This is a genomic window from Clostridium sp. Marseille-Q7071, from assembly GCF_965112025.1.
On the sequence record NZ_CBCOPR010000001.1, the window covers coordinates 4253167 to 4265786 of the forward strand.

Sequence of the window (12620 nt, forward strand, 5' to 3'; positions counted from 1 at the left end):
GAAAATTTCATATTGGAAAATCCATTTATTCTTCTTCAATATATTTATAATCTACTGCAATTTTTTCTATGAATAAATTTGATAGCTTATTTCATCGTAAACTCTTCCGTTGACGGCCGACCATTCCAGACATCCCCGTTGGAACGGTAGTATACTCTTTCTACAGAACCGTCTGTTTTTGTATAGTCTATAACAAAAACTTGCCCTGTTTCTATAAGCATCGGATAATTGTCATAAGGCAGTACATTGCCCGTTTTCTTCTTATCCTTGAAATCGTCATAAGCATTTTCCAAGCGCCAAAATTCCCGACATGCGTAATCTTTGAATCCTGTCAAATCTTGTTTTCCGAAATAAGACGCCTCGTAATCTTTTTTGTTGACTGTGATTTTATCCACTCTGAACGGTTCAATGTCTTTCGCTAGCCAAGCTAAGTCCTCCGAATAAATGGCGTCGCCGTAACGTTCCTTTAGTTGGTTTGCCATACAAGGAATAGATTTAGTCATATAGTCCATAGCACCAAAATCCGTATGAGCTCCGCCGTAAATCCCCATAATGTTCTCACCCTTTAGTTTGTCAAATTCGCGGATAAAGTTTTCTACCATCTTGTTTTCGCGATATACATCATCAGAATGTTCGTAAAAATACTTGCCTTGCTCAATCGCTTCTTGTGCCAATAAATATTGCTCGGAGCTTTCCAAATTATTTTCTTCAAGATACTTCAAAAATCGTTGTCCAGTAGTATGGTACTGGTGACCCACATCCGTACCGTGGAAAATAGTTTCGGGGCACTCGCTTTTTATTTTCTTATAAAATTCCTTAGTATAAGGGGTGTATGACGCTGTACCTTCCCAATCCTTATATAATTCCTCCAGAATATCGTCGCTATCCGACTGCATCCACAAGTTTAAAAACTCTGCAGAATAGTATGAATCTTCAACAAATAAATGTCGCATATTCTCGTTATGGTAGTATTCATGCCACAGCTCTAATTCTTTTTCCAATATTTTTTCAACACCATGCTGCTCTCCATACAGATAAATCTGCCCCGTTGATATCTCTGCAAATTTCTGAATGCGTGGCTGTATCAACCAGCGCGGCGCTGTCTGAACAAGTAACCAATGCTGACAGCATGATTAATGCGACAGCAAACATAAAGAATCTTGTCTTTTTCATAGTTTCACCTCATAATATAAATTATTTTTGTTAACTTAATTTATCTCAAAAAGCAAAAAACACGAAAAAATATGTCTTTCACGCCCTATAAATAATATTTTGCTTGTACTATACGCTTGTATCACAAGTTAAAAGATTGTCCAAAGATATAGTAAAGCCTAAAGACTTATACATATCCACATCTATATCGGCACAACCTACCCAGCCTGACGTTACACTTTCTGATTTCCTTGTATCAAAAACATAGTTTGCAAGGTTACTTGAAACTTATTCCAAATATAGATAATATTCCATATCAACTATAACATCCAAATCATCTTCTTACAATAGATTTAGGTGATTTTATCAAATAAAAAGAGCGTCTACGACGCATTAAAAAACTATCTCTAATTAAACTTAATTCTAAAAATTTATTTTCTTCTTATCTTGATGTATAGCACACGCTATTAATATTATTAAAAATCAATTGACTTCTGTAAACACCAGATTAATACATCTTATGTCATTACTAAAGGCATTAATGAGTCTTCTTTAGATGGTACTTCTTCGCTATGTGTTCCTAAACCAGACATTGCACTATATATGGAATATAGGGAGAAAAGAAAACTAGAATTAGAAGATTCTGAGAGTAAAGATTCCTATGAATTTGTAACTACATAGAAAGATTGCTTTTGGTTCTGTCAAAGGCGAACGTATCGAGTTTATTTTACCCTTGACCGGACCAAAAGAGCAATCTTAGGAGATATTATCTCATAGAAATTGATGGATTAAAATGCGGGTTGGATTTTCCCCTTACCCAACTAATTATTAAAAATAGACTGCATATTTTTTCTTACTGCCTTTATCAGTTCTTTTGGTAGTTTTTCTACTTGTTCACCAATCATTACTCCATGTGGTTGTTTATATCCTTCATTCCATACGAAGTTAAAGATTTTTTCATTTGTTTCGCTATTTTTTCCTATCTGAAAAGCATAGACTTCAACATTTTTAGATAATAATTCTTGTACAGCTTCTTTTGATGATCCTGGAAAACTTGATGCACCATCTGTAACTTCAAAGACTATCTTTATTTGTTTCCCTTTTTTAAGTTCACTTTCCTGTATGGGCGTAATTTTATTAGATATTTCCCTAAGGCAGCTTGCATCATCTGTTGCCCCATCTGTTGCATTTAGCTTTACGATTGAGCGAATTATATCGCTTTTCTCTTTTTCACTCACATTTTTATCATTAAATTCTTTAACATTATAATACTTACTGCCAAAAAACCAAGTTTCGCTTAAAACTTCTACTTTCTGATTCAATTGCTCTGCATTACTTTTCAAATATCTATTAAAATCATCTATAGACAGCAAGGTCACTGCCAAAGCTTTTCTAGCTGCCTCAATTTTTGACGGATTCATTGATCCTGAATTATCTATCACAAAGGAAATCTCTATTCTTTCAGGCAATATATCTGCTCGAGTCTCTAGTAAGTATCTATTGAAAATTGGAAGATTTTTATAATTTCCCTTTTTTTCAGCTTCTACAAAATCTGGATAAAAGTTAATAAAACTATCCACATCTAGTTTTCCCTTTATTTGACCATCTTTTTTTACACTTACTTCTTTTTTTGCGTCCCCTATTAACTTTTTCCAAAATTGGCGCATTTGTTCTCTTTCTAATTTCATTTTATTTGAATAAAATTCAAACAATTCTTGATCTGATTGGCTAATCCCATAGGTCTCTAAATCTACCTTGCCTTGCATGGCATTTTGTATACTCTCACTTATTTGATCTTGTTGATCCATCATTTCTTCTAAAATCTTTTCTACTTCTTCTTGAGTAGATTCTAGTGAATCTGGCATCTCATCTGCCTTTGACTGTTCAAAAGGATTTTCACTTTCTTTAACCTGCTCTTCTTTCTGTCCTTTTGATTTATAAAACATCATTTCATCAATTTCTTGTTTCCATAATTGTTCAAAAGTTGGATAGATGAAGGAACGAATGAATGGATCTCTCTCTCTAATTCCTTGATCATTATTTATCTGTCTAATTAATTGATAATGAATAAAATCAAAAAAAGGCTGATTGAAAATTTTTCTATCAAATGGATTTTCAGCACATTCTTCAATTTTAGGCTCTATTTTATATAATTCAATAATAAAAAAGCTATTTGCAAAAGCTCTATGCCTAGGCATTTGAGAAATTGACTCAATGGTCTTACCTGTTTTTTTCATATATGAGACAATCTTTTTGAAGTTTTCTTCATCCCTATATATAGGACACATCTGCAAAACTCTTAAAAATGATGTCTGTTTATCCAGTAGATGTAACAAATCAAAAATTTCTTTTCTTACATAATTAGAAATAATTTTAGGCTTATATGCGGGGTCATTTTCCAATCCTTCTTTTTTTATCCTAGCCATAATATAACTTGTCATGTGATCAGTTTCTTTCTGCCAATCTTTTTTTCTATTCAAATATTTTTTAGTTTGTTTTTTCCAATCAGGATATAAAGCTAGCTCATAGTAGATATGCCACATGATTTGATTATCATCTAACTCTCTATCTAGAAAACTTTCCAAGGGTAAGTACAAAACTCCTTTGGAAGGATTTAATAAAAATCTTTGTAGTTTTGAATCAGGAATATACATCAAACTAGAATCTCCTGTAAATGTGGCTAATGAGCGTTGTTCTTTTTGCAAAAACTCTTCGCAATGTTTTTTAGATTCTTCAATTAGTGTTTGTTCATCAAAGTTAAACATACTCATTCCTCCTATTAATACAGCGGCAGATTCCACAAGTCTTTTGGTGTATCAATTCGATCAATGTGTAGCAGATTTAATTTACCTTCTATATCCATCAGCAGATATTTTGAAACATCTAATTTAAGGACATTAGTAAAAAATATATCCTTAATCGTTGCATCTTTATTTAGATACCAATTTCCAAAATTCTCTTCAAGTAAGTATATGATTCCATCTTCACTTAAAACTATAGCTGTGCCACTTTTAGATTGAACATCAAACAAATTACCTTTTAAATCATTCAATTCTATTTTTATATTTTTTGAGTCTTCATATAAAGGAAATATCTTAAGCTGACCTTTATTGCCTGCCACTATAATGGAATTCTTATTACCATTTTCATCCTCTAAACATCTAATTTGCCTTATTTCATCATTTAGAAAATCAATTTTTTCTGTAATAGTAAATTGTTTGTTCTCATATTTAATAAAATATAATTCTCCCGTCTTTGTTCCAACTACAAAATAATCGTCATTTATTTTTTCTAGTACAGTCCAATTTGGAATAGTGCAATATATATCTTTATGAAAAAGCAAACCATATTCATCATTTTCTTTTATTATTTCAAATAAATTTAACTTTTCATCTCCATTTTCCACCACAAATAAACCATTTCTAATTGATAAACATCTTCCAAACCCATTGAAATCATGATCTATTTGAACCCTTTGAACTTTAACCTCTCCATTAATATTAGGCAGCTTATCAAAATTATCACTTGAAATTAGATAGCATCCTCCTCTTACTCCCAAGAGCAAAATTTCTTTATCATTTAATTTGCACATAAAGGAAATTGTCTCTTTTATTTCTTTAATAGGAGGGCTCCATTCTCCTTCAATTTGATTATGATCAGAAAAATCATCCACAACATCTATATAAAAAAATTGAACTTTTCTATCCATACTACTTGTAATGAAAAGGCTTTTATTAATCCTCAATGTAGTTTGTAAAAAACTCTCAAAACTAAAAGCCCCCAATTGTTTTATCGGATTTATCCTCATTGAAGTCTTCTTAATATCATTTGCATAAACTCGATAATAGGGAATTAAATCAGTCAATAACTCTTCTTCTATTTTTAAAAGTTTGTTTAATTGCTCTTTAAAACCATCATCTAAAATTCCATTTCTTTGGCATTCATTCAGCTTTTCTCTTAGCTCTTTAACTTGGCTCCTAAAATCCTTGACCTCTACCGACAAATTTATTTTCATTTTTCTTCTCCATTACCTTCTAAGTATTCAAGTAAATCTTTTGAATGCTCTAAGTGAGATAATTGTTGGTCTAGCTTTTGATACTCTGCCGCATCAATTCGCGATGAATCATCAATAGCAGCTTCAAAAGTTTCTTTTAGTCCTTTTGGTAAAGTTTTTCTCGGAGTTCCTTTCCCAAATATCAGATGAACTACATCTAAATAGCTTAAAGTTTCTGTTAATGGTCGGACATAGTTATATGGACGAGTACGAATTTCATCATATGTTGTGGTTGCTTCTCCTATACCTTTTGACTCAACCTTCCATCCTTCTCCCATAGGAAAAAATCCAAAACGTACTGCTTGTGAGAGAATATAGTTTTGGTCATCAGGATAAGTGATTGAACTAATAAAGCCATCCCACAAAGCTTTGCTTAGGTCTTTTTCTTCTCCTCCATTCCAATTATTTAAAACGTGCAAAATATTACGAATTGATAATACAGACTCCCTTAGCTCTAGTTCATCCATTCCGCAATCTTTTTGAGCTTCGTCATCTTTCCATTTACCCATAAAAACATTTTGAGTAACTCTGCACAATTGAGAAAATCTAAACAATTCTTCTAATGTTCTTTTGGAATTAGGAAGATGGATATTTCCATTTTTATCAGCTAATCGCGCTATTATCACTCTAAAAAGTTCATTTCTTTCTGGGAACTCTTGATCTTCTAAAGAACCAATTGTCTTTTGAGGTACATAATTATATTCAATGGTTACGAAACGGGATTTAAATGCTGGATTTAGCTCATTGGTTCCTTCATAATTGACCATTTGACTTGACAGGTTTCCTGTACCAATAAATCCAAATCCAGACTTAATCAAAACAGGACCAACTCCTGTGATATAAGCTGTATTCCCTGCATGACGCTGCAGAATATCATTTAAAGCAATTAAGTTTTGCATAGCAATTGTATTTAATTCGTCTACGATTACAGGGCGGCCTTCTTTTACTGCAATCAAAATTTCTCTTTCTATTTTTTTGATTTCAGTACCAAAAGCACTATTACTTGCTACCAATAAATCAGAAAAACTTTTCCATATTTGAATCTTAAGTTGTAACTGTTCTTCATCAGTCATCTTCTCTAGTCTAGTTCTGTGCTCATCCATCCACTCATAAAAATCTCCTATAATCATGTTCAGATAATCCGCAAAAGATCCTTGGGAGAAACTGTGTTTGAGAGACAAAGTTTTCTCTACAAACATATCTTCATAAGTTAAATTGTGGGAGCCAGATATAAATAGTGGCTGCAGCGATTCTATTTCCTCTTTACTTCCATTAGTTAAAATATTTTTATAGTGTAGTTTTCTTTCTTCATTAAATTCTCCAAATTTTTCAATAGCATCACTTTCTGTGGCATTTGGATTTCTAGAAAACCAATCCTCCATCTTATCTTCTAATTCTATTTGTATTCTATTTTGAATAGTAAAATCTAAGGCTGCTTCAGTTGCTAATTGTGTTTTTCCACTTCCCAAATGTCCTACAATATACACAGGAACACCTAAATTCAACGAATCTATTACTTTTTGTTTTGCTTCAACTACATAAGGTACAGTTACCAAACGCTGCTGATGTTGGGTTTCTATATCACTTGTCAATTGACGTTTATGATAAAATTCCCATGCTTCTGGAGAATTTTCTAGAATTGTCTCTAACTCTTTTTCCAATTTTTTTATGCAATCAACTCGATATCTTGTAGCTGAATTACTGCCATAATGACTATAATTATTACTCTCGCTGTTGACCCTTCTTTCCCAACGAAGAAAAAACTTTTCATATTCAATTGAATTTTCAATTTCTTGTATCTTTTTGCCCTTGTTTTCCGTTTCTTCTTCCACATAAGTTTTATATTTTTCGTAATAAACATTGTTTCTTTTAGAATCTAGAGGAATTTCATAATCCCTTTCTTCAAGTCTTCGAAAAGCTTTAAAAAACGTCCCTTGCTCTTCTATTTTTTTATTATTTTCGTATTCCGATGATTTTAGAGCTTCTTTTCGTAAATCATCTTCATACCAGCTTTGCATTTCTCCTATATTAGGAATATAACCTTGCTTAAGATCTGTTTTTTCTTTCACAGAAGTTCCTCCTTCGTATGATATTCTATTATATTATTAATATACCAAGCAGCCATATAAATAATAACTATATATAAATTAAAATCCCGATTTTTTTAAAATTCGGGATTTCAATCAAATTATCTAACTGTAAATGTCATTAAATAATTCCATATTCTTTTAATAATTTTTCAACGTCTGTTCCTGCTACTTGTTTTAAAACTTTACGTTTAGCCATTGGTGGTAAATCAAGTTTTGGTTTTTCTCCATCTAATAAACATACACCTGCGCTTAATAAATAGCGGATGTCATATCTTGAACCAAATACCTCAGGAACTCCTTTTTCAACTCCAGTTAAAACATATACTGCTTCCATAGCTGTACGTCCTGAATATTCTATAGTAAATACAGTATCACGGCCTGGATCATCTAATGTTTCAGCAAATTGTCCAAGGAAAGCAAAGTTTACTCCATTCTTTGGTACAACATATGGACGATCTCCAGCTGCACGAGGCATAAACATAGATGTAATAAATGGCATCATAACAGGAACTGCAGTACATGATCCTGCTAATTCTTCAATTTCATCTGTAGGAACGCCTATATGATATAACCATTCTTTTGTGATTTCCTTACCAGTACAATCTCTCATAGGTTTCTTAATATAATCTCCTGGAACATCAGAGAATAAACCATATACCCAAACAACAACGTCTTTTTCAGGCTGTCCATAATATTGTTCTTGACGGTTTATCGTCCAACTCATCAGCCATGAAGAGTCAAGAGCTGAAACTATTCCTCCTGTTACAGTACGTCCGCCATATGGTGAACGTTTTGTGATTTTTTCAATGTACTCAGGAACACGTTCATCATGACAAGTTACTGTACAAGATTCCCAATTAGATTTTTCTGTATGTGTACAGAATTTATCAGGTCTTCCAAATTCATCTGATTGAGCTGCTATATTTCTCCATAACTTCCAGCATCCTTCTGGCTCTCTATTAAATGGTGCAGGAGTATTGTCATCACCATATCCTGAACTTTCAGTCATAGAACCATTAGTGATAAACACTAAGTCGTTTTCTGTTAAATCAATAGATATATCTTTTCCAGTTTTATCTGTTGCAACTATTTTCTTTGCAACCTTTTTATCATTTGAAATTGAGAATTCAACGTTATCAACAGTAACTCCATATTCGAATTTAGCACCATGGTCTTCTAAATATTTAACCATAGGTTTTACAAATGAAGTGTATTGATCATGTCTTGAAAATTGTAGTGCAGAAAGATTTGGCAATCCGTCAACATGGTGAATGAAACGATTCATATATAATTTCATCTCTAAAGCACTATGCCAGTTTTCAAAAGCGAACATTGTTCTCCAATATGTCCAGAAATCAGTGTTTAAAAGCTCTTCAGAAAAAATATCTTCAATAGCTTTATCTTCAAGTTCTTCATCTGGCATATTTACAAAAGCAGCTAATTCTTTTGCTAAGTCTTGACCCAAATTGAATTTTCCATTGTCATAGCGCTCACCTTGATTTTTAGTAATACGACAATTGCTAAAGTTTGGATCATCGTAGTTTGTATAATAAAAATGATCTAAAACACTCATATTAGGATCTTCTGTAGATGGTAATGAACTAAATAAGCTCCATAAAACCTCAAAATGGTGACCCATTTCACGTCCGCCACGTGCTACATAACCCATATTCTGACGAACTTGACCGTCTAAAGATCCGCCTGGAATGTCTAATTGCTCTAAGAAAGTAATCTTACTGCCATCCATGTGAGCATCACGAATTAGAAAGCAACCAGCAGCTAAAGCTCCAATTCCAGTACCAATTAAATAAGCTTTTTTATCTTCAATTCCTTTCGGCTTTCTTGCATTTACTAAAGCATGGTAACTTCCATTTGTAAGAGTAAGTCTATCATCATGTGTTTTTAATTTCATTATTATCTACCTCTTTCTTAATTTTTTTATAGTTTTCTAAATACTACTATCATATTTAGAGTCCTTCTATATTCACTCTACTAGTATGCCAATATGGTGTCATAATAATAAGTCCTCATTTAATTTTGTGGATACTTATTATCTGTAAGCTTTCTATAAGTCTATGATATAGTCTTTTTGTGTCCTTTTCATTAGATAAACAAACTGCGGTGTTCGAAATTCGAACACCGCAGTTTGTTTATCTATTTTTTAGGCATTTAGGTCAAAATGTCTGATATAAAAGAAATTTCATATTTATTTTTGCTAAACATCATTTAAACCAGCACTTCGCTTAAGGGATAACTCAATATTTCCATCGAAGAGGTACCCAATTCGTCTGATGATAGTATCAGGGTCTTCCTTCATTCCAGAAGCAATCCAGCGTAGTACCATTTCAGTGAGGGCACACTGATAGAAGGAAGCAATTAGTTTTCTATCTTCCAAAGAAGCTGAGATACCATCACTTACTCTTTCAACATACCGAATCATAACATTTCCTGATACATTGAATATATAGTTCACTAACTCTTCTCTCTGCATGGAATTATATACATGATAAACTGCTCTTCTGTTTTCTAAAGCAAATTTAGCAGCCACAGTAAAACTCTCCTCCCAGGAGAGTGTATCATTATATTCATCAATGACTGTCTGAAGTTCTGTTTGGAAGATTTCTGACAAAAGTGCATATACATCTGTGTAGTAATAATAAAAAGTATTTCTGTTGATCTCACATTCTGTAGCAATATCCTTAACTGTGATCTTGTTAAGTGGACGCTCATTCAGCATCTTTATAAATACCTCACGAATCATTTTTTTGGTATATTGCTGTGCCAAATCGCCACCCCCTTAATGCTTTATTTATACTCAAAATTATACCATAGGGTAAGCTATTTTTAAATAATTCATCATAACTCTCAACTCTTTAAAATAGCGTTATCTAATCCGTCAACACAATCACATATAATATTGTGAGTTAAATTTAAAATTAGTTATTATTATTGTACAGTTCACCATATCAGTGACATGTAATATAGTTTATTAGTATATCGCTTTTGACAATTGAATATTCACCATTATTCCCATCTGAAAAATCGAATAGCTATACCGGTGCATATTACCATAAGAGCAATCATCACAATGCTTGGCATCATTATATTATCTACAGCTAAACCAAGTGAAGTTGCTTTTAAAAGCTTTATTCCTTGCGTCAATGGTAGTATATTAGAACACTTTTGAAGCGCTGTTGGCATAACTTCATAGGGCAGCGTTGCCCCTGAAAAAATCAACATGGGAAAATATAACATACTTGCCATAACACTTGCTGTCTTTAAATTTGGAGCAATTCCTCCTACCATAAGCCCTATACTAAATATAGAGCCCATCACTAAGAAATAAGAAGCTAAAAACTGGATCCAAGAACCATTTAATCTAAAGCCAAAGAAAATTGCTGCAATAGCATAAACAAGTATAAGTGAAGCAATGGCGTAAAATGCATAAATTACTACCTGAACTGTTAAAATCACAGCAGGGCTTATAGGTGTTACTTTAAACCTCTTTAGAATTTTTTTATGACGATAGTCAGATACTACCAGCGGTAATCCCATGACGCCACCTGCACATATTGCAATTGTAGTAATAGCTCCAAATGATTGTTCTAAAAAAGTGTATCCCGCACCATCAAATGCTGATTTATCTCCGTAGATAATACCGATAAGGATTGTTACCACTACTGGCATGCAAATTGCAAAAATAAACATGTCCATCCCTCGCAGGGACAATTTCAGTTCTGTTTTCAACATTGTTTTAAATGCTTTCATTATCCTCTTCCCCCTCGCCTATATACCATAAATATGCTTCCTCAAATTTTTCATATGGACTTCCTGCAATTGCTTCCTGTACTGTTCCATAGAAAATGCTTTCCCCTTTTTTAAGAATACAAATCCTATTACACAATACTTCTACCTCATCCATAAAATGCGAAGTTAAAAAGATAGTAAGTCCTTTCTTTTTTAAATCTAAAAGTCCTTTCCATACCTCTCTCCTTGCTCTAGTGTCAAGTCCTGTAGTTAGTTCATCTAAAAACACAACTTCTGGGTTAGGAATTAAAGCGAGTATAATAAATAGTCGCTGCTTTTGACCACCTGAGAGCTCACTCACTTGGCTTTTACATTTATTTGAAAGGCCAAACTGTTTTAACAATTTCTCATAACTTACTGGCTGTTTGTAAAGAGCTTGTGTAACTTCGCAAAGTTCTTCTACTGTTAGTTTGTCTTGATAGTTTGATTCTTGAAATTGGATTCCAACTCTCTGATATAATTCTTTTCTCTGCGTTTGTGGATTCATTCCTAAAATAGAAATTGAGCCGCTATCAAATTTCTTCGTACCTAAAACACATTCAATGATAGTACTTTTCCCTGCCCCATTAGCACCAAGTAATCCAAATACTTCTCCATTTTTAACGGATATGCTAACCTTATTTACAGCTTGTATACTCCCATATGATTTACATAAGGCATGAATTTTAACTGTTTCCATGTTTAAAAAACCTCCTATTTTTAATACATAAAAAAGAATAACACCAGAATAAAGTCTGGTGTTATAATGTAGGATTTATATTAAATTTTTCTTGCATGGATTTTAGCTGACTTAAAACACAATTTGCATTTAACTCCGCGTTACTTAGTGAAGTAAGAAGCTCATCACATACTGTTACAATATCTTCATCAGCTTTTGGGGTATCAATAACTTCCCGTATATCGATTTCTGAATTATTGGATAGTGCATTTACCATGCGCAAAATTGCCGCAAGAGAATAATTTGCAAGGCGTAAAGAACGTATTATCTTCAATAATTGAATATCGTTTTTAGTGTATACCCGATATCCATTTTGTTTTCTTTTTACAGAAAATAATCCATTCATCTCCCAATTTCTTAACGTATCTATGGTAATATTCAAATGTTCTGCAGTTTGTTTTCTTGTGAAAGCTACGTCATCTTCTTTCTCCTGTATACCAGAGAGTAATTTTTTTGTAATTTCTATAGACTCTTCTGCATTTTTCTGTTCTATTTTAACTTGATCTATATAGCTATTAGTACATACAATTGCCTTTTGGAATTCACCTTGGGCAGATAATTTAATAATATTAATCATATTTTTCCTAAGACCACTTTGCAACACCTCAACTTTAAGTGCTGTCCTAGCCAGCTTAAATTGCGTAATATGAAACTCTGAGAAAACCCGATATCCATTGGATAATCTTTGAGGTTTAGGTATCAATTCTAGTTTTTCATACAATCTCACAGTATTAGGGTGTATACCTATTATCTTTGCTACTTGTGCTGTCTTATATCCATTTTTCATAGCATCCTTACC

Annotated in this window: 10 protein-coding genes; all 10 read right to left on the reverse strand. The window is 32.8% G+C overall.

Going from position 1 to position 12620, the window contains the following annotated elements; translation table 11 throughout:
- Positions 1-86: 86 nt before the first annotated feature.
- On the reverse strand, positions 87-1001 hold the full coding sequence (locus ACWPW7_RS20230; protein ID WP_454054996.1) for a hypothetical protein: 915 nt from the start codon (positions 999-1001) through the stop codon (positions 87-89).
- 7 nt (positions 1002-1008) lie between these two features.
- Positions 1009-1173 (reverse strand): hypothetical protein, encoded by a 165-nt coding sequence (locus ACWPW7_RS20235; protein ID WP_454054997.1) that lies wholly within the window; start codon positions 1171-1173, stop codon positions 1009-1011.
- 800 nt (positions 1174-1973) lie between these two features.
- Positions 1974-3917 carry a vWA domain-containing protein gene (locus ACWPW7_RS20240; RefSeq protein ID WP_454054998.1) on the reverse strand — a complete coding sequence of 648 codons (1944 nt, stop codon included), beginning with the start codon at positions 3915-3917 and terminating at the stop codon, positions 1974-1976.
- 14 nt (positions 3918-3931) lie between these two features.
- Positions 3932-5167: a hypothetical protein gene (locus ACWPW7_RS20245; RefSeq protein WP_454054999.1), complete on the reverse strand. Its 1236-nt coding sequence runs from the start codon at positions 5165-5167 to the stop codon at positions 3932-3934.
- Positions 5164-7275 carry a hypothetical protein gene (locus ACWPW7_RS20250; protein WP_454055000.1) on the reverse strand — a complete coding sequence of 704 codons (2112 nt, stop codon included), beginning with the start codon at positions 7273-7275 and terminating at the stop codon, positions 5164-5166. Before ACWPW7_RS20250 ends, ACWPW7_RS20245 begins: the two co-directional genes overlap by 4 nt.
- 139 nt (positions 7276-7414) lie before the next feature.
- Positions 7415-9208 carry an oleate hydratase gene (locus ACWPW7_RS20255; RefSeq protein ID WP_454055001.1) on the reverse strand — a complete coding sequence of 598 codons (1794 nt, stop codon included), beginning with the start codon at positions 9206-9208 and terminating at the stop codon, positions 7415-7417.
- A 303-nt stretch (positions 9209-9511) separates the two neighbouring features.
- Positions 9512-10081, reverse strand: a complete 570-nt coding sequence (locus ACWPW7_RS20260) for a TetR/AcrR family transcriptional regulator C-terminal domain-containing protein (RefSeq protein ID WP_454055002.1) — start codon at positions 10079-10081, stop codon at positions 9512-9514.
- A 239-nt stretch (positions 10082-10320) separates the two neighbouring features.
- Positions 10321-11064 (reverse strand): ABC transporter permease, encoded by a 744-nt coding sequence (locus ACWPW7_RS20265; RefSeq protein ID WP_454055003.1) that lies wholly within the window; start codon positions 11062-11064, stop codon positions 10321-10323.
- On the reverse strand, positions 11051-11782 hold the full coding sequence (locus tag ACWPW7_RS20270; RefSeq protein WP_454055004.1) for an ABC transporter ATP-binding protein: 732 nt from the start codon (positions 11780-11782) through the stop codon (positions 11051-11053). The genes ACWPW7_RS20265 and ACWPW7_RS20270 overlap by 14 nt, the downstream gene beginning before the upstream one ends.
- A 61-nt stretch (positions 11783-11843) precedes the next feature.
- Positions 11844-12608, reverse strand: coding sequence for a MerR family transcriptional regulator (locus ACWPW7_RS20275; protein ID WP_454055553.1), 765 nt, complete (start codon positions 12606-12608; stop codon positions 11844-11846).
- Positions 12609-12620 lie beyond the last annotated feature (12 nt).

What these genes read in the sequence shown, in the direction of transcription:
- ACWPW7_RS20235 (WP_454054997.1), bottom strand. Translation starts at nt 1,173, where the DNA reads ATGAAAAAGACAAGATTCTTTATGTTTGCTGTCGCATTAATCATGCTG.
- ACWPW7_RS20240 (WP_454054998.1), bottom strand. Translation starts at nt 3,917, where the DNA reads ATGTTTAACTTTGATGAACAAACACTAATTGAAGAATCTAAAAAACAT.
- ACWPW7_RS20245 (WP_454054999.1), bottom strand. Translation starts at nt 5,167, where the DNA reads ATGAAAATAAATTTGTCGGTAGAGGTCAAGGATTTTAGGAGCCAAGTT.
- ACWPW7_RS20255 (WP_454055001.1), bottom strand. Translation starts at nt 9,208, where the DNA reads ATGAAATTAAAAACACATGATGATAGACTTACTCTTACAAATGGAAGT.
- ACWPW7_RS20265 (WP_454055003.1), bottom strand. Translation starts at nt 11,064, where the DNA reads ATGAAAGCATTTAAAACAATGTTGAAAACAGAACTGAAATTGTCCCTG.
- ACWPW7_RS20270 (WP_454055004.1), bottom strand. Translation starts at nt 11,782, where the DNA reads ATGGAAACAGTTAAAATTCATGCCTTATGTAAATCATATGGGAGTATA.
- ACWPW7_RS20275 (WP_454055553.1), bottom strand. Translation starts at nt 12,608, where the DNA reads ATGAAAAATGGATATAAGACAGCACAAGTAGCAAAGATAATAGGTATA.